Raw genomic sequence first — 24,652 nt, forward strand, 5'->3', positions numbered from 1 at the left:
GTCAGTCCCTCCGCACGCGGAATTTGGTGAGAAGGATCGCCAGCACCATGAACAACAGCGCCGAGGCGAGCATGATATCGGCGAGATAGCTCGGCACACCCGCCGCGCGGCTCATGCTGTCGGCGCCCACAAAGATGGCGGCCACGAACAGCGCCGCGACAACCACGCCCAGGGGGTGCAAGAGCGCGAGCATGGCGACCACGATGCCGGTGTAGCCAAAGCCAGGTGACAGATCGAGCGTCAGGGAGCCTTTGAGGCCCGAGACCTCGGAAAACCCCGCAAGGCCCGCAAGCCCCCCGGACAAAAGCGCAGTCTTTAGGATGACTTTGGTCACGGGAATGCCGGCGAATGCGGCCGCCTCGGCGTTCTGGCCGACGGCGCGCATTTCATAGCCGAGCGTGGTGAGGGTGTTGATCACCCAGACCGCGATGGCGGCGATCAGCGCCAGGGCAAAGCCCCAGTGCAGGCGGAGCCCTTCGACGATGCGGGGCAGGCGGGCCTCAGGGATCAGTCGCGCGGATTTAGGCCAGCCCATGCCCATCGGGTCTTTCAGCGGCCCTTCGAGCAGGTAACTGACAAAGAGCAGAAAGATGAAGTTGAACAGCAGCGTGGTCACCACCTCGTCAACGCCCAGCCGGGTCTTGAGCAGGGCAGGCCCCAGCAGGATCAGCGCACCCGCCAGCATGGCGGCGATGGCGCAAAGTGCCAGCATCAGCGGCGCGGGCAGGGACAAGGCACCGGTGCCCAGAACGACGGTGATCACCGCGCCTGCGTATAGCTGAGCCTCGGCGCCGATGTTCCAGAGCTTGGCGCGAAAGGCCACCGCGATGGCCAGCCCGGTAAAGATCAAGGGCGTTGCGCTGTTGAGCGTCTCCAATATGGCGAATTTCGACCCGAAGGCGCCTTTCAGGATCAGGCCGAAGACCGCGAATGGATTGCCGCCCGCAATCATCGCCAAAAGCGCCGCCACCACAAAGGTCGCGCCAATCGCCAGCGCAGGCGGCAGGATGCGCCGCCCGAAGGAGGGCGCTGCTATGGGTTCAAGCCGCATCTGTATGCCCCTTCTCAAAACCCTCGCCCGCCATCCAGCGGCCCAGATCCTCGGGGCGCATGGTGCCGCGGGCAAATTCCGGGCTGAGCCGCCCTTCGGAGATCACATGGATCACATCGGACAAGCGCATGATTTCGTCGAGGTCTTCCGAAATCAGCAATACCGCAGCGCCGCGGTCACGGGCCTTGGCCAGTTGTTCATGCACATAGTTGACCGCGCCAATGTCCAGACCGCGCACCGGCTGGTTGGCGAGGATGATGTCCGGTGCCCCCTCCAGCACCCGGCCCAGGATCAGCTTCTGCATATTGCCGCCCGACAAAAGGCGAATGCGGATGTCCGGGCCGGGGCAGCGGATGTCGTAGCCTGCGATCAGTTTCTGGGCGAAGGCGCGCGCGCCGCTCCAGTCAAGCCAGCCGCGCGAGCTGAACCGGGTGGCATAGGTTTCAAGGATGGCGTTTTCGGTGAGGTCGAAATCGGCGATGGTGCCGGTCTTGTGCCGGTCCTCGGGAATGCGGGCCACGCCATTGGCGATGGCGGCGCGGGGCGACCAGCCTTTTGGAGAGGCTCCGTGCAGCTCCATGCTGCCGCTGGCCGGGGCGATGAGGCCCGAGATCAGATCGGACAGCGCCGCCTGCCCGTTGCCGGACACCCCGGCCAGCCCGGTGATCTGACCCGCGCGCAGGTCAAGGCTGACGCGGGCAAGGCCCGGTGCGGATCCTGCCCCCGGCGTGGTCACATCGCGTAAGGTCAAAAGCGGCGCGCCGGGGTTGGCAGGTGCGATGCTGGGTGCGCTCACCTCGGCGCCGACCATAAGCGCGGCCAGTTCCTCGCCATGGGTATCTGTGGTGGCGCGTTCGGCCACAAGGCGGCCGTGGCGCAGCACCAGCACGCGGTCGGAAATCGCCATGACCTCATGCAATTTATGGGAAATGAAGATCACCGACAGCCCCGAGGCAATCGCCTCGCGCAGGGTGGCGAACAGGGCGTCGGCCTCCTGCGGGGTCAGCACCGCGGTGGGTTCGTCCAGGATCAGGATTTTCGCATCCCGGTACAGGGCCTTCAGGATCTCGACCCGCTGGCGTTCCCCCACGGTGAGACGGCCCACCTTGGCGCCGGGGTCGACCTTCAGGTGAAACCGCTCCGACAGGGCACGGATGCGGGCCTTGGCGGCGGCGGGTTTGAGGCTGGCGGTACTGAGCGCATCAACCCCCAGCACGATGTTTTCCCAGACCGTCAGGTTCCCGGCGAGGGTGAAATGCTGGTGCACCATGCCGACGCCAGCGTCCAGCGCGGCGCGCGGATCGCCTGCGGGCAGCGGCTGGCCGAACAGCTCGACCGATCCTTCATCGGCGGTGTATTGGCCGAAAAGGATATTCATCAGCGTGGTCTTGCCCGCGCCGTTTTCCCCTAATAGAGCGATCACCTCGCCCCGGTGTAGGGCAAAGCTGACGTCTTCATTGGCGGTGACGGGGCCGAACCGTTTGGTGATGCCGTCAAGGCGCAGGACAACCTGCGCCTTTTCTTTTTGTGTCATGAACGCGCAGCCCGGATCACGAGGATTTGGGTTCGTCGTCGTTGATCGCAACGGTGTAGGAACCATCCTTGATCGCGGCGGTGCGGGCGGCGACCAGATCCAGCGCCTCTTGCGGGATCTTGCCTTCGAAGGTGCCATAGGGTGCCAGCGAGCAGCCGCCTTCCTTCATGAAGGAATAGGTCCCGTAATCGGCGGCGCTGAAAGAGCCCGCCTTGACCGCTGCAATGGCCGCATCCAGCGTCGGCTCGAAATGCCAGATCGCCGAGGCCACCACGGTTTCGGGGTAATCGGCCTGGGTGTCGATCACGTTGCCGATCGCCAAAATACCCTTTTCCTTGGCCGCATCCGAGACGCCAAAGCGTTCGGCATAAAGGATATCGGCGCCGTTCTCGATCATGGCGAAGGCGGTTTCTTTTGCTTTTGGCGGATCGAACCAGGAACCGATGAAGGAGACCTGGAACTTCATTTCCGGGTTCATCTCGCGCGCACCGGCCATGAAGGCGTGCATCAGGCGGTTCACCTCGGGGATCGGGAAGCCGCCGACCATGCCGATATTGCCGGATTTCGACATGGCGCCCGCGATGATACCCGACAGGTAGGCCGCATCCTGGATGTAGTTGTCAAAGACCGAGAGGTTCTGGATCGCAGCGTCTTCCTTGAAGGAGGAGCCCATCAGGAAGGCCACATCCGGATAGTCGGCCATGACCTCGCGCGCCTCGGCCTCGACGCCGAAGATCTCACCGATGATCATCTGGTAGCCCTGTTCGGCATATTCGCGCATGACGCGGGAATAGTCCGAGTTCGAGGTGTTCTCGGAATAGGTATAGCTGATGTCGCCGCGGTCCTGCGCAGCGAGGGCGGCCACGTGAATGCGGCTGACCCATTGCTGTTCGACCGGTACGGTATAGATGCCCGCAACCTTCAAAGGCTCGGCCGCGAACAGGGTGTTCGGAGTGGCCAATGCGCCCGCAGTCAAGGCAGCAGCGGCGCTGGTGGTCAGGAAGTGGCGACGCGACAGAACGCCCGTGGTTTGATCTTTCATGGAACAATCCCCCTGTTGAAATCAGCCCCTGTTAAATCCGGGACCATTGTCCAATCGGTAAAAATCTTAGCCCGCGCAGACAAGCGGGCCGACGTTGGAAGCTTATTCTTTGAAGCCTGCGCTCAAATTATGGGCGTTTGCAAGAATTTTCGCCACTTTGCGCGCCGCTGAGCGGATGGGGGAAGGGCGTTGGCTTAGGGGATATGCCGCGCCCCGGATCCGGGGCGCGGCCTTGGAGGGCAGAGCCGTATCTAGGCGTCTTGCCCGTCGAAGACACCGGCATAGGCGATGCGCAGATCGCGTTTCAGGATCTTGCCGCTGGCGTTCTTGGGCAGGGCCTCGGTCAGGGCGATATGCTTGGGGCTTTTGAAGTGGGACAGCGTTTCGCGGCAATAGTCCATCAGCGCCTCGATGGTGACCTCCTCGCCCGGTTTCGCCACGACAATAGCGGTCACCGCCTCGATCCACTTGGGGTGGGGCACGCCGAAGACGGCGACCTCGGCCACGGCGGGATGGCGGAAGATGGCTTCCTCCACCTCGCGGCTGGCCACGTTTTCGCCGCCTGTCTTGATCATGTCCTTCTTGCGGTCGACGACATAGAGATAGCCGTCCTCGTCAAACCGCCCCAGATCGCCCGAGTGGAACCAGCCGCCCTCAAACGCTTCCGCCGTCTTGGCGGGATCCTTGTAGTAACCCAGGATCAGATGCGGGCTGCGGTGCACGATCTCGCCCACCTCGCCCACGGGCAGGTCGTTGCCCGCATCATCCACCACGCGGGTTTCCACATTGAGCGCGGGCCGCCCGGCAGAGCCGAGCTTGCTCAGCTGTTCATGGGGCAGGAGGATGGTGGCGACGGGGGCCATTTCCGTCTGGCCGTAGAAGTTGAACAGGCGCAGGTTCGGCAGGCGCGTGGTCAGTTCCTCGATGATCGCGGTCGGCATGATCGAGGCGCCGTAGTAGCCCTTGCGCAGGGCGCTGAGGTCGGTCTTGTCGAAATCCGGGTGGCGCAGCAGCGCGATCCAGACGGTGGGCGGGCAAAAGAGCTTGGTGACGCCCTCGGCGGCGATGGCTTCCAGCATCTTGCCGGGATCCGCGGCCTCCATCAGGATGCTGGTCGCGCCCAGATACAGGTCCGGCGTCAGGAAGCAGTCGAGCTGCGCACAGTGGAACAGCGGCAGGCAGTGGAGTTCGATGTCGTCGGCGGCCATCTCGCCATCGCTGATGCAGCTGCCGTATTGGGCAAAAAGCGCATCCGAGGACAACAGCGCGCCCTTGGGGCGGGATTCCGTGCCGCTGGTGTACATCATCTGGATCGGATCATCGCCTGCGATCTCGACATAGGGCGCGCTATCGTCGGCGTGGTCGAACAGCGGCTCGGCGGCCTCCCAGCCGGTCGGCAGGCTCTCCATTGCATGAGAGATCGACAGGCGGAACTGCATCGGCTGATCCAGCTGCGCAAGGGCCGCATCAGCGGTGGCGCAAAGGGCGTCCTCGGAAATGATGGCCCGGGCGCCGGAATGATCCAGGATATAGGCGACGTCCTCGGCGCTGAGCATGAAATTGACCGGGGTGGTCACCGCACCGAGCCGCGCCAGCGCCATGCGAAAGACCACGAAGGCGCGGTTGTTATGGGAAAAGAGTGCGATGCGGTCGCCCTTGGTGACGCCGCGTGCGGCCAGCGCATTGGCGCAGCGGTTCACCAGCCGGTCAAGCTCTGCGAAACTGTCGCGCTGGCCGCGAAAGACCAGCGCGGTCTTGTTCGGTGTACGGGCGGCGCTGCGGCGCAAGAGATCGCCCAGCTGCTGGCTGCGCGCGCGGGCGATGGTGGCGGAGAGCTGCGAGTCCTGTGGATCGGCGGGGGCCGGTGTTGTCATGTTTTCCTCCCTGGTTCTGGCGGCGATCCTGCCAACTGCCCAGATTTCGTCAAGCATTATAAGTCTCTATCCCTTTGTCACGCTGCGTGCCGCCCCCGCGCCGCGCTGGATTTCAATTCAGGCTTTGGTTTCAGCTTGAGCCATGTCAAAGTCTCTGCATTGCAGCATGCCTATCCCTTTGGGGCAGAGGTGATTATGAAAGACGTCGTTTTCAAAACCGAAGGTGTCACCAAGGTCTATGACACCGGCACCCAGAAGGTGCATGCGCTTGCCGGGGTGGATCTGGAGCTGTTCACCGGCGAATTGGTGGTGCTGCTGGGGCCATCGGGGAGCGGCAAGTCGACGCTGCTGAACATTCTGGGCGGGCTGGATCATGCCACTGATGGTCGGGTCTGGTTTCGCGACCAGGAGCTAACTCGCATGAATGACCGTGGCCTGACGCGCTATCGGCGCGATCACGTCGGCTTTGTCTTTCAGTTCTACAATCTGGTGCCCAGCCTTACGGCCTGGGAAAACGTGCAGCTGGTGACCGATGTGGCCCGCAACCCGATGCCGCCCGAAGAGGCGCTGAAGGAAGTCGGCCTGGGCGCCCGCATGGATCACTTCCCGGCAGAGATGTCAGGGGGCGAACAGCAGCGCGTCGCCATTGCCCGTGCCATCGCCAAACGCCCCGAGATCCTGTTGTGCGATGAACCGACAGGCGCCTTGGACAGCAAGACCGGCGTTCAGGTGCTGGAGGCGTTGCAGCGCATCAACGAGACCACCGGCACCACCACCGTGGTGATCACCCATAACGCGGCGATCCGGCAGATGGCGCATCGGGTGATCTGGTTCCAGGACGGCAAGATCCGCCTGGTGGAGGAAAACGCCACCCAGCTCGCCCCTGCCGAGATCGAGTGGTAGGGCGATGGAGGCGCTGGATCTCAAGCTCCTGCGCAGTTTCCGCCGCCTCTGGGCGCAGGCCCTGGCGATTGCCCTGGTGCTGGCCTGCGGGGTTGCGATCCTCCTGATGGCTTTTGGCATGCAGCGGGCGCTGAGCGACACCCGCGCGGCCTATTACGAGCGCAACCGTTTCGCCGATGTCTTTGCCAAGGCAACCCGGGTGCCGGATCACGAGATGACCCGGATCCTTGCCATCGACGGAGTGCGCGCCGGCGAAGCACGGGTGGAGCATTACGCGATCCTCGATCTGCCGGGCAAGGTGGAGACGGTGACGGGCTTGGTGCTGTCCTTGCCTGTGAATGGCGGGCCGGTGTTGAATGTGCCGCTGCTGCGCTCCGGGCGCCTGCCTGAGGCCGATGCCTCGGATGAGGTGGTGGTGAACGAACCCTTTGCAGAGGCGAACGGGCTGAAACCCGGTGATCGCTTCAGCGCGAATCTGGATGGCAACCGGCGCGAGCTGCGCATCACCGGCACGGTGCTGTCGCCCGAATTCATCTACACGCTTGGCCCCGGCGCACTGATGCCGGACAATGAAACCTTCGGGATCCTCTGGCTGCCCGATCGCGTGGCCGAGGCGGCCTTTGACATGCAGGGCGCCTTCAACAGCGTTTCGGTGAAACTGGACCCCGCGACCCGTGAAGAAGAGGTGATCGACCGGATCGACGATATCCTGGCGCCCTATGGGGGGCTTGGGGCGCATGGGCGCGATCTGCAGCTCTCGGACAGTTTCATCGATGCGGAACTCAAGCAGTTGAAGAATACCGCCCTGATCCTGCCGCCGATCTTCTTTGGAATCACGGCCTTTCTTGTGAACATGGTGATCGGCCGCATCATCCTGCTGGAACGCAGCGAGATCGGCCTGCTGAAGGCGCTGGGCTATTCCAATGCCGAGGTCTGCCTGCATTACCTGATGCTGGCGGGGCTGATCGCCGGTCTCGGCATCCTGATCGGCTGGGCGACAGGCAGCTGGCTGGCGCGTTCGCTGGCTGAGCTTTACGCGCAGTTCTTCGAGTTTCCCTATCTGATCTTCCGCACGCCGCTGGATGCCTATGGGCTGTCGGGGGTGCTGGCGCTGCTGACCGCGGGCCTGGGGGCCGCGCAAAGCGCGCTGCATGTGGCGCGGCTGGCCCCGGCGGTGGCGATGTCACCGCCCGCACCGCCCCGGTTCAAGCGCAATGTCTTTGATCGGCTGCTGACCCGTCTGCGCCCGTCGCAGGCGGTGATGATGATCCTGCGCAGCCTGGTGCGCTGGCCGATCCGTTCGGCTCTCAGCATTCTGGGCCTGTCGCTGGCGGTCTCGGTCCTGGTGGCCTCGGGGTTCATCGAAGGGGCGCTGGATGAGATCATGGAGACCTCCTTCTACCAGGCCAACCGGCAGGATGCGGCGCTGATCTTCTCGCCGGAAATACCCGAAACCGCCCTGGCCGATGTGGCGAACCTGCCCGGCGTGGTCAGGGCCGAGGGGCAGTTCTACCAGGCGGCGGTGCTGCGCAATGGCCATCTGAGCAAGGATCTGTCGATCGAGGCCCGCCGCCCCGGCGCCGATCTGGCCCGGATCCTGGATGCGGAGGGGCGCGTGGTGGAGCCGCCCGAAGGCGGGATCCTGTTGTCGGAACGGGTGGCCACCCAGCTGATGGTGCAGCCCGGAGACATGATCGATGTGGAGCTGAAGGGCGGGCGGGCCGAGACCTACAGTGTGCGGGTCTCGGGGATCGTGACACAGTATTTCGGCCTGGGCGCCTATATGAACCTCGACAGTCTCAGTGCGTTGTTGCGGCAGGCACCTCGGGTGAACGTGGCGCATCTGCGGCTGGACCCGAACGCGCTGCCGGAGCTGCATGCGCTGCTGAAGGAGACGCCCTCGCTGAGCGGCCTATCGATGATGACCGAGATCCGCCAGTCCTTCCGCGACACGATCCGTGAAAACGTGGTCATCATGAGCACGATCTACAGCGTCATCGCGGTGCTGATCACGGTGGGCGTAGCCTATAACGGCGCCCGCATCCAGATGTCCGAGCGCGGGCGCGAGCTGGCCAGCCTGCGCATCCTCGGCTTCACGCGGGGGGAGGTCTCCTTCATCCTGGTGGGGGAAACCATGTTGCTGGCGCTTCTGGCGCAGCCGCTGGGCTGGGTGCTGGGGGCCGGGATCGCCAAGATCCTGGCCGAGACCTCGGCCAGCGATCTTTATTCGATACCTTTGGTGCTGAAACCGGCGGGCTTTGCCACGGCGAGCCTGGTGGTCCTGGGAGCGGCTCTGGTGTCGGTCCTGGTGGTGCGGCGGCGGCTGGACCGGCTGGATCTGGTCCAGGTCATGAAAACGCGGGAGTAGAGAGACGATGCTGAGAACACGCACGGTTGTCATGGCCGGATTGGTCCTTCTGGTGACGGGTACCCTGGGATATGTCGCCCTACGCCCCGAGCCGGTCGCGGTGGATTTGCACGAGATCGCCCGTGGTCCCCTGCAGGTGACGGTCAATGCCGACGGCAAGACCCGGATCCGGGAAATCTACGATGTGTCGGCGCCGATCACCGGTACCGCGCAGCGCGCGCCCGTCCGGGTGGGGGATGTGGTGGTGGGCGGTGAAACCGTGGTCGCGGTGCTGAAGCCTGCGACAGCCAACCTGCTGGATGCGCGCAGCCGCAGCCAGGCCGAGGCCGCCGTGCGCGAGGCCGAAGCGGGGCTTGCCGTGGCACGCAGCCAGATGCGCCAGGCCTCGGAAACGCTGACCCTGTCGGAAAGCGAATTCAATCGCGCCGACACATTGGTGCAGCGCGGCGTGGTTTCCAAGACCCGGCTGGAAGAGCTGGAGCAGAGGCTGCATATCGACCGCGCCGCGATGACGGCGGCGGTTTCGGCGCTGGAGATGGCCAAGGGCACCCTGGATCGCGCCCGCGCCGCGCTGATCGAACCCGGTGCACCCGAGGCGGGCAGCGCCTGCTGCCTGACGGTGACAGCACCGATGTCGGGGCAGGTGCTGACCGTCGATGTCTTGAGCGAACAGACCGTTCTGGCGGGCACGAGGCTGATCTCGCTTGGCGATCCGGGCGATCTGGAGATCGTGGCGGATCTTCTCTCCACCGATGCGGTGCGGCTGAAGGAAGGGGATCGCGCCATCGTCGAACGCTGGGGCGGCGCGCAGGAGCTGGGCGCCCGGGTGCGGCGGATCGAACCGGCCGGCTATACCAAGGTTTCCGCCCTCGGCATCGAGGAGCAGCGGGTGGATGTGATCCTCGATTTCACCTCCCCGCCCGAGGATTACGCTGGGATGGGGGACGGGTTCGCCGTCTTCCTGCGCGTGGTTGAATGGGAAAGCGATGACGTTCTGTCGGTGCCGCTGAGCGCGGTCTTCCGCCGGGGGACCGACTGGGCGGTCTTTGTCGAAGCAGACGGGCTGGCGCAGCGGCGGCGCGTCTCTTTGGGGCGGCGCAACGATCACATGGCCGAGGTGCTGGACGGGCTTGCCCCCGGCGATGCGGTGATCCTGCACCCGTCGGATTTGATCAGCGAAGGCACATTGATCGAGCCGAGGCCCGACGCGCTGTGATCCGCGCCACAGGGGGCGGAGGTCAGCCCTGCGGCAGCCGGTTCTGCGGCACCCGCCGGAAGACCCCGTTGGAGGTCGCGATCAGGGTGCCGTCCTCAGCCTCCAGCCGCGCGGAAATGAACAGGGTGCTGCGGCCGCCGCCGGTGATCTGACCGGTCGCCGTCACCCGTCCTCCGGGGGCGGGCGCGATGAACTGGGTGGTCAATGAGATGGTCAGAAAGGGCGCGCGGCCGGTGGGGTCGACGCTCATCGATCCGGTGGCGCCGCTGGCGCTGTCGAGCAGGGTCGTGGCGATACCGCCATGCAGCACCCCGTGACGGTTCAGGTGGCCATCGTTGATATCCAGCCAGCAGCGTGCGCCGCCGTCGCCTGCGCTGTTGCTCACATCCAGCACATAGCCGATCAGCCGCTGCGGGCCGGTTTCTGCGTGGATGATCAGGTCGGGGGCGGACATATGCGGTTCCTTTTGGATGGTCTTCGCGGGACCTGGCCGGGGCAGGCACAGACGGCGGTCACTATGGCCCCCGATACGAGAGCGATACGGAATTGAAATGCGCGGTTGCTGGCTGTGGCCTGGCTTATCCCCGTTGCACCAGGGCCGGGCTCTTGCCGGTCATCCGCTCGAGGTTGCGCACGGCGGCCTGCAGTTTCGGTCCGACTTCGGCCTCCATCCGCTCCTGGCTCAGCATTTCGGGCGTGGCACCGCAGGTAAAGACGACGGGTTCGTCGAATTCATGGCTGCGGAACGGAACTGAAACGGCGTTGACCGTGCTGGCATAGCGCAGCCCGTGCCCCGCGATCACGAAGCCCCGTGCCACCAGTTGCGAATAGGCATCCTCGCGCAGGCCGGTGACGGTGACATCAGCTTCCTCCAATGCGTCTCCGTAGGTTTCCAGATAGGCGGCGAACTCCCGGTCGGACTGGGCCGCCAGCTGGGCCTGCCCCGATGACGAATGGGTCAGCGGAATGCGGTGTCCCACCTCCAGCCAGATGGAAGAGGCCTGATGCGGGCGCCAGGTCTTGGTCAGCAGGATCTTCTGCTCGTCCCGCACCCCGATCAGCACCAGGGTGCCGGTCTCATCCGCCAGGGGCTGCATGATATCCGTGGCCGTATCGACAAAAGACACCGAGGCCGAGGCGACATTCCCCAACGCCAGCAGGGCGGGGCCGGGGCGGTAGCGGTCATGCCGGTGCCCGTGCGACAGATATCCCAGCGTCTGCAGCGTGAAGGTCAGCCGCGAGACGGTGGATTTCGGCAGGCCTGTGCGCTCGGACAGTTCCTGGTTGCTGAGCCCATCGTCGCTGGGGCGAAAGGCGCGCAACACGCTCATCCCGCGCGCCAGGGTGGTGGCGAACCGGCGATCGGTCGGGGCTTCCTTGGCCATATCTGTCGTTCCCGTCATGCTTTGGTTCAGACCGGATTACATCATTGAGTTCGGTAGAAGCAATGAAATCGCGGGAAAGACCATCAGAAGGATCAGAACGATCACGTCCACGGACAAAAATCGTGCGATCCCGGCAAAGATCCGGTCGATCGGCGCCTCCTTGCCCACCACATTGGCGATGACAAAGACGTTGAGGCCCACGGGCGGGGTGATCAGGCCGATCTCCAGGAGCTTGATGACCACCACGCCGAACCAGATCAGGTCCAACCCGTAGGTTTCCACCAGCGGCACCATCAGCGGCAGGGTCAGCACCATGATCCCGATGGGATCCAGGAACATGCCCAGAAGCAGGTAGATCAGCGCAATCGACAGCATCAGCCAGAACACCGAGAGCTCGGCTGCGGTGACCACATCGACAATGGCGGGGGCCACGCCGGTCAGGGCCACGAAGGCGACAAAGATCTTGGCCCCGGCCGCGATGAAGAAGATCGAGGCGGTCTGCAGGCAGGTCTCGCGGAAGGCTTCCCAGATCGAGGCCATCGTCAGCTTGCGCTGAGCGATACCGATCAGCACGGCAGCGCTGAGGCAGACGGCAGCGGCCTCGGTCGCGGTGAAGATGCCGCCGTAGATGCCGCCGATGATCACCAGGAACAAGACCAGCGCGGGCCAGGCCAGAAGGGCGGCACGGAAGCGCTCGCCGTAGGTGATTTCGCTCGTGTCAACGGGGGCCGAGGCGGGGTCGCGCTTGACCCAGAGATAGATCACCAGAACGAAGCCCGCCAGCGTCAGCAGCCCCGGCAGGATGCCCGCCACGAAGAGCTTGTTGATCGAGGTTTCGGTGAAGATGCCGTAGATGATGAAGAGAACGCTGGGCGGGATCAGCGATCCCAGCGTGCCGCCGGCGGCGACCGAAGCGGTGGCCAGGCGGTTGTCATAGCCCATGCGCAGCATTTCCGGCGTGCAGATCCGCCCCATGGTCGAGGCGCAGGCGATCGACGATCCGGTGATGGCGGAAAAGCCGCCACAGCCCATGACCGAGGCCATGGCAACGCCGCCGGGCACAGCCGACAGCCAGACCCGCGCCGCGTGGTAGATCCGGGTGGTGATGTCAGCCTTGTAGGCCACATGCCCCAGCGCGATGAACAGTGGGATCATCGACAGGTCATAGGAATGGATCAGGTCGAAGGAGTTGGAGAAGACCATCGACGTGGTGGCCTTGATCGCGCGTTCCGGCATGAAGGTGCCGGTGCGGAAGGCGAAGATGCAGAAGGTGCCCACGGCGGCGACGCCTGCAAGGGTGAAACTGATCGGCACCCGCAGCGCCAGCAGGATCAGAACGGCGGCAAAGGCAATCAGCCCGATTGTTGAGGCGTCCATCAGTCCAAACCCTCTGCATGTGTGTCGACAAAGTTGAAATCACCTGTGCGGATCGCGCGTATATCCTGCACCACCAGCACCAGAAGGCGCAGCCAGCACAGCGAGATCCCAAGCAGGAAGACGAGGCGTCCGGGCCATTTCGGCAGCTCCAGATCGCCATAGAAGAACCCGCCCGAGGTGAAGGTATGCGCGAACTCGCGCCCGCCTGCGTAGATCAGCGGCATCAGCGCAAACAGCCCCACAAGCGAACCGAACACCGCCAGCCAGGCCTGTGCCCGATGAGGCAGTTTGGCGGCAATGAACTCGACCGCCACATGGCTGCGCGCCAGCGTCGCCGCGGCGAGCGGCAGAACGATGGCGGCGACCATCAACTCGCGCACGATGATGATCGTGTCGGGCAGGGCAAAGTTGAACAGGGCGCGCGAGACAACGCTGGCCGTGATCAACAGACCCAGGGCGATGACGGCAGCCACCGCGAGGTTCAATAGGAAGCTTTCCAGCGCTTTCAGCATTGGCGTCTCTTATCTGTCAGGCAGTTGGGAAAAGAACAGGGGCGGCACACGGCCAGCCCCTGCAAGGATAGGCCCCCCGAGGTGGACAGGCCACCGAGACTGAGGAGGGGGGACCTAAGACCTGTTTCAGCGCGCCCAGGGGTAGCCCTTGCTGTCACGCTCTTCGGTGTATTTGGCGATCAGGCCGCGGTATTCCGCCAGGAGGGCGGCGCCATCCATGCCCGCAGCGTTCATCTGCTCGACCCAGGCGTCGATGTATTTGCCGCCTGCGGCCACCAGCTGAGCGCGCTCTTCCTCGGGCAGGGTGATGACCTCGATGCCCTTTTCCTTCATGGTCTCGATTGCGGCATCGTTCGCGGTGGTGATCAGGCGGCCGAATTCATCCGCCATGCCACGGCCGGAGTCCAGCAGCACCTGCTGCTGTTCACCCGACAGGCTGTCGAACACATCCTTGTTCATCAGGATGCCGACGGCTCCGACCTGGCCCCAGTTCAGCAGCGTGTAGTTCTCCATCACCTCCTGCTGCTTCAGCGCGGTCACCGCGTAGGAATAGCCCTGCGAACAGTCCAGAAGGCCGGTGTCCAGACCCTGGTAGGCCTTGTAGATGCTCATGTTGACCATGTTGCCGCCGAGTTCGCCGAACACCTTGCCATAGGCGCCGGTGCCGCGGATCTTGCGGTCCTTGATGTCCGCGACCGAGCGGATCGCGTCACCGGTGCAGCCGATATGCACGGCCGAGGTGGTGAAGGTGCCGATGTAAACCAGGTTCTTCTTGGCCAGATCCTCGGCGATGACCGGGGAAGAGCGCATCAGCTCGTCCGTGGCGCGCATGCCGACCCAGGCGTCGGGGTTGTCGAGCGGCAGATCCGCGATGCCGTAGGACTGCATCTCCTGCGGGTAATAGACCGCGATCACAGTGCCGAGGTCCGCAACGCCGTCGCCGATGGATTGCACCGCGGCATTGGCCTTGAACAGGGCGCCGCCCCATTGCACATCGATCTTCAGGTCGCCGCCCGAGGATTCGCCAACCTTGTCGGCAAACCACTGCAGCGCTGCAGCGCGGGCGCCGCGATTCGGACCGGCCTCACCGTGGATCAGCGTGGTTTCAGCCGAGGCTACACCGGCAAAGGCCATCAGGGCCGCAGGCAGAAGGGCGGATTTCAGGCGCGATTTAAAAGGGGTCTTCATGATGGTCTCCTCCCAGAGATATTCCACTATGCAGAATTAAGTTCCGACAATGGAAATTCATGGCGGATCGACAGGAGAAAGGCAACAGGATTTTTGAGCCCCTTCGCAAAGGACGTAACGCAAGGGAAACGCGCTGCGATGCGGCATTGTTGTGAAGGGCGTATCAGAGGTTGAAAAGCGGTCCTGGCGATGGATCCGCAATGGTCGGTGGATCAGGCCAGGAAATCGCGGGCGCGGGCGTTTCTCAGGGTGTCCTGCGGGCTGCAGCCGTAGCGAGATTTGTAATACTGGGAAAACCGGCCCAGGTGGGTCATCCCCCAGCGTTCGGCGATTTCGGTGACGCTGTCATCGCGGCGGCCCTGGAGCAGATCCTCATGCGCCCGTTGCAGGCGGGTGGCGCGCAGATAGGCCATGGGCGCGGTGGACAGGAAGCGTTTGAACCCCATCTGCAGGTTGCGCGCGCTGACCCCGGCATAGGCGGCGATCTCGTCAATCTCCAGGGGGCGGTCCAGGTTGGCCAGCATATAGGCCTGCGCCCGGCGCACATGGCCGGGAATCACGGAGGAGGTCACCCGCCGCAACTGGTCTGAGTAATTGTGCCGGTGCGCCTCCAGAAGCCCGGTCATGACCGTGCTTTCCATGTAATGGGTCAACAGCGGACTGTTGCTGGCGGCAACGGGGCTGTGGGCGTTTTCCGCATCGGCCACCAGCATGTGCACCAGCCGCAACAGCCGCGCGCCGGCCCCATGAGACAGATCCAACGCCCCGTCGAATGTGATGGGGTGATCGGTGCTGAGGCCAAGGTTGGCATTGGCATGGGCATGCAGCGCCCGGCGGCTGATCTGCAGCAGCAGCTGCCTGCAGCTTTCCTCCCAGATCATCGTGGTTTCCCGATGTGGATTCAGCACCGCCGCGCGGCGCGTATCGCTGGTGTAGCTGTCGGCGCCGTTGATGATGGCGGCACTGCCGCTGAGCGGGATCTGCACCAGGTAGAACTGATCAAGGCGTCCCGGCGCGATCTGCGTCTTGGCGCCATATTCGATGTAGTTGAGCGACACCCGCTCGCCCGGCACATGGTGGTGGCGGGCGGCAAAGGGCGCCTTGCCGATGGTATGCAGCTCATGGGGACAGAAAATGCGGCCGACGGCCTCGCGGGCCTCGTCCAGATCTTGCGTGCGGAACCGTGCAAACCGCGCCAGCGGTGCTGCCGGTCCCCGGTCCGCCTTATGCTGCGTGTCCTGCGGGGCTGGCATCTGTCGTCCTGTTGAACCTGGCCGAGCATAGCATGAGACCACCCCGGCACATAGCGCGGCGTCGTTTCCTTCGTTTTTTGGATAATGGCTGCGCCCAACGGATAGCCCGGCGGCGATTGGGCGGGAAATCCTGTCTCCCACAACAATGCAAGAACCACAACAGCACGACAGGGATATGACAGATGAAGGGATTGGACGGCAAGGTTGCCATCATTCCGGGCGGCGCCACCAAGATCGGCGCGGCCATCGCAGAGGCGTTTCGCGCCGCCGGAACAAAAGTGATGATCGCGGACATCAACGAGGAGGCAGGTCAGGCTCTGGTCGCCGAGGGCATTGCCTTTTGCAAGACCAACCTGCGTGAAGATGCCGATATCGAAGCCTTGGTCAAAGCCACCAAGGAGCAGTTCGGGCGTATCGATTTCCTGGTGAACGTGGCCTGCTCCTATCTGGACAACGGGGCGGAGTCGACGCGGGCCGAGTGGCTGGAAAGCCTGGATGTGAACATCGTCGGCTCGGTCATGCTGATGCAGGCCGCGCGCGAAGAACTGGCCAGGACCAAGGGCGCCATCGTCAATTTCGGCTCCATCTCGGCGCGCGTCGCGCAGAAGGGGCGCTGGCTCTATCCGGTGTCCAAGGCGGCGATCCTGCAGCTGACGCGCAACCAGGCGATGGATCTGGCCCCCGATGGCATCCGCGTCAACGCAGTCAGCCCCGGCTGGACCTGGTCCAACATCATGGACGAACTCACCGGTGGCGACCGGGCAAAGACCGACGACGTCGCCAAGCCGTTTCACCTGCTGGGGCGCACCGGCAACCCGGAAGAGGTCGCCAATACGGTGCTGTTCCTCTGCTCGGACGAGGCGGGTTTCATCACCGGCACCGATATCCGCGTGGACGGCGGCTATACCGCCATGGGGCCCGAACGCGACGAGGAAGCCATCGCCCAGCTGATGGCCTGAACCGCGCAAAGACAAAAAGACAGGGAATAACGACAATGAGAAAGATCACCATCATCGGCGGCGGCCAGTCGGGCCTGCAACTGGGCCTTGGCCTGCTGAAAAAGGGCTACAAGGTGCGTATCGTGCAGAACCGCACGGGCGAGGACATCAAGGCCGGCCGGGTCATGTCCAGCCAATGCATGTTCGGCGAATCGGTGCAGAACGAGCGCGATCTCGGCATCGATTTCTGGACCGAGGATCAGTGTCCGCCGGTCGAAGGCATCTCCTTTGCCGTGCCGCACCCGGAACAGGCAGGTGCCAAGGCGATTGACTGGACGGGGAAACTGGACCGCTTTGCCTATTCGGTGGACCAGCGGGTCAAGATGCCGGTCTGGCTGGATGAATTCGAACGCCTTGGCGGCCAGCTGGTCATCAAGGAGGCCGGGATCAGCGATCTGGAGCTTTACGCCCGCGAGGATGACCTGGTGCTGGTCGCCTCGGGCAAGGGCGAGGTCGGGCGTCTGTTCGAACGCGACGCCGAGAAATCCCCCTATGACGCGCCGATGCGGGCGCTGGCGCTGACCTACGTCAAGGGCATGACCCCGCGCGAGGACCATTCCGCCGTCTGTTTCAACCTGATCCCCGGCGTGGGCGAATACTTCGTCTTCCCGGCGCTGACCACCACCGGCCCCTGTGAGATCATGGTGTTCGAGGGTGTACCGGGTGGCCCGATGGATTGCTGGGGTGATGTGAAATCCCCCGAGCAGCATCTGGCGAAATCAAAGGAGATCCTCTCGACCTTCCTGCCCTGGGAGGCAGAGCGCTGCGCCGATATCGAGCTGACCGATGACAACGGCATCCTTGCCGGTCGCTTCCCGCCGACGGTGCGCAAACCGGTGGCAACACTGCCGTCGGGCGCCAAGGTGCTGGGCATCGGCGATGCGGTCTGTCTCAACGATCCGATCACCGGGCAAGGGTCCAACAATGCCTCCAAGGCGGCGAAGGTCTATATGGACCGGATCCTGGCGCGGGACGATCTGCCCTTTGACGAGGCCTGGATGCAGGGCACCTTCAATGCCTATTGGGATTATGCGCAATGGGTGGTGAACTGGACCAATATGATGCTTTTGCCGCCGCCACCACATGTGCTGAACATCATGGGCACCGCCTGTGGCGAACAGCGTCTGGCCGACCGGATCACCAACGGGTTCGACGATCCGCGTGATTTCTTCCCATGGTTTGCCGATCCGCAGGCGGCCGAGGCCTATCTTGCCGAACTCCAGGCGGCCTGAGGCATGAGCATGAGCGTCGATCAAGCCAGCTTCCGCTCGGCCATGGCGCGGTTTCCGGGGGCGGTGACGGTGATCACCGCCCTGTCGGGACCGGAAGCGGGGGCAGAGCGGCGCGGCATCACCGCCACCGCCGTCTGCTCGGTCTCGGCCGATCCGCCCAGCCTGCTGGTCTGCGTCAACCGCGCCACCGGCACCCGCGCCGCGATCCACGAGACGGGCCGTTTCAACGTCAACCTTCTGGCCAAGCCGGACGATCTCCTGGCGATGCAATTTGCAGGCCAGGGCGGCGTGACCGGAGAGGAGAAATTCGCATGGGGAGACTGGAACGCCGATAGCCGTGGCCTGCCGCGGCTGGCTTCGGCGCTGTTGTGCTTTTCCTGTGATGTGAGCGAGGCGACCGAGGCGGGCAGCCACACGGTCTTCATCGGGCGGATCACGGACATCGCGCAGGGCGAAGGCGAGCCGCTGCTCTATGAACGCTCGGGCTTCCAGTGTCTTGCCCCGATCTGAAACCCCGGCGGATCGGGAGGATCCGCCGAGACTGGCGTATTAGTTCAAAACCGCGTTGGTCACCGTCAGCGAGTTTCCGATCGCCGCGGCGGTGACTGCGGCGGCGTTGGTGACCTGACCGCTGACAGAGGCGGTGATCGCGCCGGTGTTGAGCTGCCCCATAGCCGAATGGACGCCGGTTGCTCCGCTCAGGTTGAGGCTGGCCGAGTTGCCGATAGCGGCCACTGTCACGGTGGCATCGGTGACCGATCCGCTGAGCGTGGCCAGGGTCGCGCCAAGGTTCGCTTGCTGCACGGCGGTCCCCAGGTCCGACGTCAGCGAGTTAGCGATGGCGGCCACTGTCACGGCCGAGTTCACGGCGTCACTGGCGGTGATCGTCGCCTCTTCGGAGATCTCGGCAGTGACATCGCCAAGGTTCAGCTGGCCGTTGAGAGCCATGGTCTGGGAGACAGCCGTTTCAACGCTGAGGTTGATGTCGCTCAGAAGGCCATTGCCGTTTCCGTTTCCGTTGTTGTCGGCCAGGGCCGGGGCCGCCAGGCAGGTCAGTGCCGCGCAGGTGATCAGTTTCATCTTCATCGGGTGTTCCACTCGTTCAAAGGGTTTGGGGTTGGGATGCCGGGGTCTCCAGGTCCAACACGCAGACCTCCGGATCAATCTGCAGATGGGTGCGTGTCAGGTCCGCGACGGCCTTTTCGATCATCGCCCGAACCGCCATCTGCATCGGTTCCAGCGCCCGTTCGGAAACGGAGAGATCGAAAAGGTGATCGTCGAAGAATTCAAAGACCCCGGCGCGTACTTCGCGGCCGATGATCTGTTTCTGGTAGCTGACCACATCGACCACCCTCAGGCTTTGGGTCTCTACCAGCCGCAGGTCGATCGCCACGTTCATCACGTAGACCTGCGAACCGAAGCCGCCATTGCCTGCCAGGAGATCGACCGCGCTGGAGCCGATATTGTAGTTCAGCTCGGTAATACCGCCGAGCAGCACCAGGTCACTGCCGAGGACGCTGGCGGGCCGGATGTCGCGCACGGCGCCATCGTCTTCGATAAGGTTGTTGTTGGCCAGCTTCAGCTCATCCGTGGCCACGGCGGTGTCCAGCCGCTCCACCAGCGGCAGCCCGATCCGGTCCAGCGCCGAGATCGCCATCAGCGATGCCCCCTGCGTGACCCGCCGCCCGCCAAGGTTGTCGGAATACTTGCCGGTATAGTCGGTGATGGCGCCAACCGCGATCCGGGGCGCGGTTTTCCTCTCCACATGATCGGAAAGGCAGGTCAAGGCCTTGCTATAGGGTGTTTCATTGCCGATCACCGGAGCCGTTCCGATGGGGGTGACGTATTGGCCCTGCGCATCCGGGCGCATTGTCACCGAACAGGCGCTGAGCACCAGGAGCACAGGCCCGAACAGAGCGGATATGCGCGACCGGCTACTCAAGGTTCAGCCTGCCATTGAGACTGTCAGCGGCGATCACGGCGCCAGAGTTCGTCTGCTCTGCGTTCAGGATGATGGTATTGCCCGATCCGCTTTGCACGATCGAGATCGTATTGGCGATTGCCCCGATCGAGCGGCTTTGCGCTGCGGCGCCAAGAGCGCTGCCGGTCGAGATGATCCGGTTGAAATTCGCATCGCGCTGCGGCGTGATCGGGATTTCGAAGAGCGTGCCGCCATCATCGGCGCGGGCCGGGGAGGCCCCCGCCACGGCGATGACCCCAAGGATCACCGCTGCAGGTAGTCTGCAACAGAGGTTTGCGGTTTGGCTGTTCGGCGAAGGCGACCGTCTCATGTCGAAGACCCTTTCTTGTGCCGGGCGCGGGCCGACAGGCTTCGATTTGAGAATAATTTGAAAAGAATTTGCTGTATGTCCCGCCTAGGGTCAGGACCAGCCCCTAAAGGTAGCGGCTCTTCTATTCCATCGGTATCATCTGGCGCAGAAGAACCCCTCAGTTATCCTTAATTGCTGTGAGTCGCAGACGCTGGCGGGCGGGGGGTCAATATCCCCGCGCCCGGTCCACCTCATGCAAGAGCGCCTGTCCGGCCTCAAGGCGGCGCAGATTCTCCACCACATCAGCCAGGGCATCGCCCAGATGCCAGCCCGACACATGCGGCGTGATGGTCACTGAAGGATGGCGCCAGAGGGGATCGTCCTGGGGCAGGGGTTCCGTGCACAGCACATCCAGCACCGCATGGCCGGGCGTGCCGCGATTCAGGGCGGCGATCAGGGCGGCCTCATCAATCAGATCGCCGCGCCCGGCGTTGATCAGCATGGCGCCGGGCTTCATGGCGGCCAGCATCTCGGGGCCCATCAGGCCGCGTGTTTCAGAGGTCGAAGGCAGGATGGCGCAGACATAATCGCATTGGCCCAGCATCCCCGGCAGGGCGTCCGCGCCGTGATGACAGGTGATGCCTTCGATCCCTTTTGCCGAGCGGCTCCAGCCGTGTACCTGAAAGCCGAGGCCTGCCATCAGCCGCGCCGTCAGCCCGCCGATATGACCCAAGCCCAACACGCCCACGGTTGTCATATGGGTGCGTTTCGGGGCCACCGGATCCCAATGGGCCCGGGCCTGCGCCTCGGCGTGGTGCAGGAGATTACGTTGTGCGCGCAGAACATAGGCAAGACAGTATTCCGCGATCTCGCGGGCGGGCTCCTCGGGCTTCAGCCGCGCCACGCGCACATGGGGCGCCACTGTGGGATGATTGACGATGGTTTCGACGCCCGCACCCAGTTTCTGCACCAGCTTCAGGTTCGGCAGGCGTGCGGCGATATCTGTCTTGAGGGTCGAGACCGCCAGCATGGTGATCTCATCCAGGTTGCCGGGGCTGGATGCGGGGCGGATATCGGCGCCGGGGGCCAGCGCGCGCAGCTCCTCTGCCAGATCCTCTTCGCTGTACCAGCCGCCATGTCCGATGCTGATGAGTAGTGCCATTTTCGATAGTCCCTCGTCTTTGTGCCGTACGGTCAGCCTGTTACGTTCCGTCACAGTGCTGGACAGTCTTCCACGGACTAAGCCATGGTTTCGACCAAAGCGAAAGTCGTGAGGGAGGACGGTCATGGATATGAATTTCGGAATGCGGGAGGAGAACCGCAAGCTGCTTGATCGGGTCGCGGCCATGGTGCGCGACGAGATCATGCCGCTGGAGGCAGAATACCAGGCCGAGATCGGCAAGGGAGACCGCTGGACCTATACCGAACGGCAGGCCGAGATCCTTGAGGGGCTGAAGGCCAAGGCGAAGGCCGCCGGTCTGTGGAACTTCTGGCTGACCGACAGCGACCGGGGCTTTGGCCTTACCACTGTGGAATACGCGCATTTCGCCGAGGAAATGGGCAAGACCCCGCTGGGATCCGAAGTGTTCAACTGTTCGGCACCGGATACCGGCAACATGGAAGTCTTTGAGCGCTACGGCACTGAAGCAATGAAGAAACAGTGGCTGGCGCCGCTGCTTGAGGGCGAGATCCGCTCCGCCTACCTGATGACCGAGCCGGACGTCGCCTCGTCCGATGCAACCAATATCGACATGTCCTGCGTGCGCGATGGCGATGACTACGTGCTGAATGGCGAGAAGTACTGGGCCTCGGGTGCAGGTGATCCGCGCTGCAAGGTCTATATCGTGATGGTGCGCACGGGCGGTGACGATCTGCCCAAACACGGGCGCCATTCGATGATCGTGGTGGCAGCCGACACGCCGGGCATCGAGATCCTGCGCCCGATGGAGGTCTTCGGCCATGACGATGCGCCCCACGGCCACATGCATCTGCGCTTCACCAATGTCCGCGTTCCGGCCGAGAACCTGCTGGTCGGCGAAGGGCGCGGCTTCGAGATCGCGCAGGGGCGTCTTGGGCCGGGCCGCATCCACCACTGCATGCGCTCGATCGGTCAGGCCGAGGCGGCGCTGGAGCTGATGTGCCGCCGCTCGCTCGAGAAAGAAGCCTTTGGCAAGAAACTGGCGCAGCTCGGCGCCAACTACGACATCATCGCCGAATGCCGCATGGAGATCGAGATGGCCCGGCTTCTGTGCCTCAAGGCCGCCTGGATGATGGATCAGGGTGATGCGCGCGCCGCGGCGCCGCATATCTCGCAGATCAAGGTGGTGGCTCCGCGCGTGGCGCTGAAGGTGCTGGATGAGGCGATGCAGATGTATGGCGGCCAGGGCATTTCCCAGGACACGCCGCTGGCCATGGGCTGGACCTGGCAGCGCGCGCTGCGCTTTGCCGATGGGCCGGATGCGGTGCACCGCCGCCAGGTGGCACGGACCGAGCTGAAGAAATACACGCAGGAAAAGGTCTGATTCCCATGAAGGATGCGCTGTCGGCGGTGCCGTTTTTCTCGCAATCTGCCGATGGCGTGTTTGTTGGAAACGATACCGCCCGCGGCCCCTGGTCTCCGGAGCACTGCCACGCAGGTCCGGTGACCGGACTGGTGGCACGCGCCGCCGAGCGTGAGATCGGGGCAGAGAAGATGCTGGCCCGCCTGACGCTGGATATCCTGCGACCGCTGCCTCTGGCGGGGCTGGTTGTCGCGGCCGAGACCACGCGCCACACGCGCACGCTGGCGACCACATCGGTCACGGTGCATGATTTCGACGGCACGCTCTGCGTTCAGGCGACAACGATGCACCTGGTGCGCAAGGACCTGGGCGCGGTGCCAACGGCCCCCGTGACGCCGCTGCGGTTCGAGGAGGCGGTGCCGGGGCAGTTCTTCCCGGACCGTGGGCCGCACCAGAAGCCGTTTTTCGCGGATTTCATAGAGGTCGCCTACCCGCCGGGGTTCTCGGTTGGCGTGGGGCCAAAGACCATGTGGATGCGCGCACCCCGTCTCCTGGAGGGGGAAGAGCAGTCCCCGGTTCAGTCGATGTGCGCCCTTGCGGATTGCGGCAACGGGATTTCCTGGAACGCACGCCCATCCGAGATGGGCTTCATGAACACGGATCTGACGCTGCACATCCACCGCGCCCCCGAAAGCGACTGGTTGGCGTCGGAGTCGGTGTCGCACTGGCATGGCACCGGGATCGGCATGTCGCAATCGGTGCTGCATGACACCAGGGGTCCGATTGCCACCGCGCTGCAAACATTGGTGCTGCACCCACCGTCCTGAATGGGCCGGGGCTCCCGCCCATTCGCGACATTCTGTTGAATGCCGCTCACGGTTGGGCCTGGCGCCGCTGGCGCGGCGCGGGGGGCTGGGGAAGCGGTTCAGGGGCTGGTCTGCCCCTGAACGCGCCATTGCGATTTTGTCGAAGAGTGCCGCCTCAAGGGTAAACCGCGCGTGCCGCGCGGCGGCCTTGCCGCCCTTGACCCGGCTTTCGTGGGGTGGAAGTGCGCCGCGGTAGCGGCGCCGGGCCCAAGGCTTTTTGCTGCATCTTCGATGCGGGGGAAAGGCGCGGGAGCCATCCCCGCTTCGTGGGACTAGCGAGGTGTGTCTTCGGGAAAGACCGGATCTGGGTAGTCGACGCGTGCAAGGTAGAGGCCCTGTCCGGGGCAGACCGGGCCGCAGGCGGCGCGATCGCAGGCCTCTAGCGCGGACTTTACATCAGCAGGGGACCAGCTGCCTGCGCCGACACGTTCCAGAGTGCCTACGAAGCTGCGCACCTGATTGTGCAGGAAGCTGCGGGCGCGTACGTGGAAGTGCACCTCGGGTCCGGTGAAACCTGTCACGCGTTCCACCCGCAGCTCGTCCAGCGTCTTGACCGGGCTTTGCGCCTGGCAGATGGACGAGCGGAAGGTGGTGAAATCGTGCCGCCCCAGGAGGTTGTTCGCCGCCTCCTGCATCGCTGCCACATCCAGATCATGGGATATCTGCCAGACCTGTCCCGCCTCATGGGTGGCCGGGGCGCGGCGCATCAGGAGGCGGAAGAGATACTGCCGTTCAACTGCCGTGAACCTTGCATGCCAGTCATCCGCGACCCTGGCGCAGGCGGTGATCGCCACCGGTGCCGGTTTCAGGTGATAGTTCAGCGCTTCGGACAGGCGGAAGGGATCCCAGTCCTTTTGCAGGTCGCAATGGGCCACTTGTCCCAGCGCGTGAACGCCCGCATCGGTGCGCCCGGCGGCGGCGATGGTATGCTCGCCCGGTTCCAGCCGCGCCAGCGCAGCCTCGATCGCCCCCTGTACCGAGGGCTGATCCTTCTGTCGTTGCCAGCCCGCGAAAGGGGCGCCGTGATATTCGACTTTCAATGCAAAACGCGCCATGGCGGGGCGATAGCGCGGGCTGCGGCG

General features: G+C 64.1%; 23 protein-coding genes. 8 read left to right on the forward strand and 15 right to left on the reverse strand.

Going from position 1 to position 24,652, the window contains the following annotated elements; genetic code table 11:
* Position 1: 1 nt before the first annotated feature.
* The 4 genes from PXK07_RS06800 to PXK07_RS06815 form a co-directional block, all read right to left on the reverse strand.
* Entirely contained in the window at positions 2-1,051 is a 1,050-nt protein-coding gene (locus tag PXK07_RS06800) for an ABC transporter permease (protein ID WP_274847449.1), read from the reverse strand.
* Positions 1,041-2,585 carry an ABC transporter ATP-binding protein gene (locus tag PXK07_RS06805; protein ID WP_274847450.1) on the reverse strand — a complete coding sequence of 515 codons (1,545 nt, stop codon included), beginning with the start codon at positions 2,583-2,585 and terminating at the stop codon, positions 1,041-1,043. Before PXK07_RS06805 ends, PXK07_RS06800 begins: the two co-directional genes overlap by 11 nt.
* Before the next feature lie 16 nt (positions 2,586-2,601).
* Complete coding sequence (locus tag PXK07_RS06810; protein WP_274847451.1) at positions 2,602-3,627, reverse strand: BMP family protein; 1,026 nt, start codon at positions 3,625-3,627, stop codon at positions 2,602-2,604.
* A gap of 251 nt (positions 3,628-3,878) precedes the next feature.
* The gene (locus tag PXK07_RS06815; RefSeq protein ID WP_274847452.1) at positions 3,879-5,501 is read right to left on the reverse strand and encodes an acyl-CoA synthetase; all 1,623 of its coding nucleotides are present in this window, start codon (positions 5,499-5,501) and stop codon (positions 3,879-3,881) included.
* A 195-nt stretch (positions 5,502-5,696) separates the two neighbouring features.
* On the opposite strand from PXK07_RS06815, the gene PXK07_RS06820 reads away from it, so the two are divergent.
* The 3 genes from PXK07_RS06820 to PXK07_RS06830 are packed head-to-tail and all read left to right on the forward strand — an operon-like array spanning position 5,697 to position 9,988.
* Entirely contained in the window at positions 5,697-6,404 is a 708-nt protein-coding gene (locus PXK07_RS06820) for an ABC transporter ATP-binding protein (protein ID WP_274847453.1), read from the forward strand.
* Positions 6,405-6,408: 4 nt separating this feature from the next.
* Positions 6,409-8,772, forward strand: a complete 2,364-nt coding sequence (locus tag PXK07_RS06825; RefSeq protein WP_274847454.1) for an ABC transporter permease — start codon at positions 6,409-6,411, stop codon at positions 8,770-8,772.
* Between the two features lie 7 nt (positions 8,773-8,779).
* Positions 8,780-9,988, forward strand: coding sequence for an efflux RND transporter periplasmic adaptor subunit (locus PXK07_RS06830; RefSeq protein ID WP_274847455.1), 1,209 nt, complete (start codon positions 8,780-8,782; stop codon positions 9,986-9,988).
* A 22-nt stretch (positions 9,989-10,010) separates the two neighbouring features.
* Here the strand turns inward: PXK07_RS06830 and PXK07_RS06835 are convergent, their stop codons facing one another.
* From PXK07_RS06835 to PXK07_RS06860, 6 genes are all read right to left on the reverse strand, one after another.
* Positions 10,011-10,442 carry a PaaI family thioesterase gene (locus tag PXK07_RS06835; protein ID WP_274847456.1) on the reverse strand — a complete coding sequence of 144 codons (432 nt, stop codon included), beginning with the start codon at positions 10,440-10,442 and terminating at the stop codon, positions 10,011-10,013.
* 124 nt (positions 10,443-10,566) lie between these two features.
* Positions 10,567-11,391, reverse strand: a complete 825-nt coding sequence (locus tag PXK07_RS06840; RefSeq protein ID WP_274847457.1) for an IclR family transcriptional regulator — start codon at positions 11,389-11,391, stop codon at positions 10,567-10,569.
* 18 nt (positions 11,392-11,409) lie between these two features.
* Entirely contained in the window at positions 11,410-12,750 is a 1,341-nt protein-coding gene (locus tag PXK07_RS06845; protein WP_274847458.1) for a TRAP transporter large permease, read from the reverse strand.
* Positions 12,750-13,262: a TRAP transporter small permease gene (locus PXK07_RS06850; RefSeq protein WP_274847459.1), complete on the reverse strand. Its 513-nt coding sequence runs from the start codon at positions 13,260-13,262 to the stop codon at positions 12,750-12,752. Before PXK07_RS06850 ends, PXK07_RS06845 begins: the two co-directional genes overlap by 1 nt.
* A gap of 126 nt (positions 13,263-13,388) precedes the next feature.
* Entirely contained in the window at positions 13,389-14,450 is a 1,062-nt protein-coding gene (locus PXK07_RS06855; RefSeq protein ID WP_274847460.1) for a C4-dicarboxylate TRAP transporter substrate-binding protein, read from the reverse strand.
* A gap of 212 nt (positions 14,451-14,662) precedes the next feature.
* Entirely contained in the window at positions 14,663-15,703 is a 1,041-nt protein-coding gene (locus tag PXK07_RS06860; RefSeq protein WP_274847461.1) for an AraC family transcriptional regulator, read from the reverse strand.
* A 182-nt stretch (positions 15,704-15,885) separates the two neighbouring features.
* Between PXK07_RS06860 and PXK07_RS06865 the strand changes: the two genes are divergently transcribed.
* The 3 genes from PXK07_RS06865 to PXK07_RS06875 are packed head-to-tail and all read left to right on the forward strand — an operon-like array spanning position 15,886 to position 18,443.
* Positions 15,886-16,662, forward strand: a complete 777-nt coding sequence (locus PXK07_RS06865) for an SDR family oxidoreductase (protein ID WP_274847462.1) — start codon at positions 15,886-15,888, stop codon at positions 16,660-16,662.
* A gap of 35 nt (positions 16,663-16,697) precedes the next feature.
* On the forward strand, positions 16,698-17,933 hold the full coding sequence (locus PXK07_RS06870) for a styrene monooxygenase/indole monooxygenase family protein (protein ID WP_274847463.1): 1,236 nt from the start codon (positions 16,698-16,700) through the stop codon (positions 17,931-17,933).
* Positions 17,934-17,942: 9 nt separating this feature from the next.
* Entirely contained in the window at positions 17,943-18,443 is a 501-nt protein-coding gene (locus PXK07_RS06875; protein ID WP_274847464.1) for a flavin reductase family protein, read from the forward strand.
* 39 nt (positions 18,444-18,482) lie between these two features.
* On the opposite strand, the gene PXK07_RS06880 is transcribed toward PXK07_RS06875, so the two are convergent.
* From PXK07_RS06880 to PXK07_RS06895, 4 genes are all read right to left on the reverse strand, one after another.
* On the reverse strand, positions 18,483-19,019 hold the full coding sequence (locus PXK07_RS06880) for a hypothetical protein (RefSeq protein WP_274847465.1): 537 nt from the start codon (positions 19,017-19,019) through the stop codon (positions 18,483-18,485).
* A 16-nt stretch (positions 19,020-19,035) separates the two neighbouring features.
* Positions 19,036-19,875: a holdfast anchoring protein HfaB gene (gene hfaB, locus PXK07_RS06885; RefSeq protein WP_274847466.1), complete on the reverse strand. Its 840-nt coding sequence runs from the start codon at positions 19,873-19,875 to the stop codon at positions 19,036-19,038.
* A complete protein-coding gene (locus PXK07_RS06890) occupies positions 19,868-20,224 on the reverse strand; it encodes a hypothetical protein (protein WP_274847467.1) in 357 nt (118 codons plus the stop codon). Before PXK07_RS06890 ends, hfaB begins: the two co-directional genes overlap by 8 nt.
* Before the next feature lie 205 nt (positions 20,225-20,429).
* A complete protein-coding gene (locus tag PXK07_RS06895) occupies positions 20,430-21,365 on the reverse strand; it encodes a 2-hydroxyacid dehydrogenase (RefSeq protein ID WP_274847468.1) in 936 nt (311 codons plus the stop codon).
* Positions 21,366-21,489: 124 nt separating this feature from the next.
* Between PXK07_RS06895 and PXK07_RS06900 the strand changes: the two genes are divergently transcribed.
* On the forward strand, positions 21,490-22,725 hold the full coding sequence (locus tag PXK07_RS06900; protein ID WP_274847469.1) for an acyl-CoA dehydrogenase family protein: 1,236 nt from the start codon (positions 21,490-21,492) through the stop codon (positions 22,723-22,725).
* 5 nt (positions 22,726-22,730) lie between these two features.
* Complete coding sequence (locus PXK07_RS06905; RefSeq protein WP_274847470.1) at positions 22,731-23,531, forward strand: thioesterase family protein; 801 nt, start codon at positions 22,731-22,733, stop codon at positions 23,529-23,531.
* 311 nt (positions 23,532-23,842) lie between these two features.
* Here the strand turns inward: PXK07_RS06905 and truA are convergent, their stop codons facing one another.
* The gene (truA, locus tag PXK07_RS06910) at positions 23,843-24,625 is read right to left on the reverse strand and encodes a tRNA pseudouridine(38-40) synthase TruA (protein ID WP_274847471.1); all 783 of its coding nucleotides are present in this window, start codon (positions 24,623-24,625) and stop codon (positions 23,843-23,845) included.
* Positions 24,626-24,652 lie beyond the last annotated feature (27 nt).

The organism is Phaeobacter sp. QD34_24 (genome assembly GCF_028890115.1).
GTDB lineage: Bacteria > Pseudomonadota > Alphaproteobacteria > Rhodobacterales > Rhodobacteraceae > Phycobacter.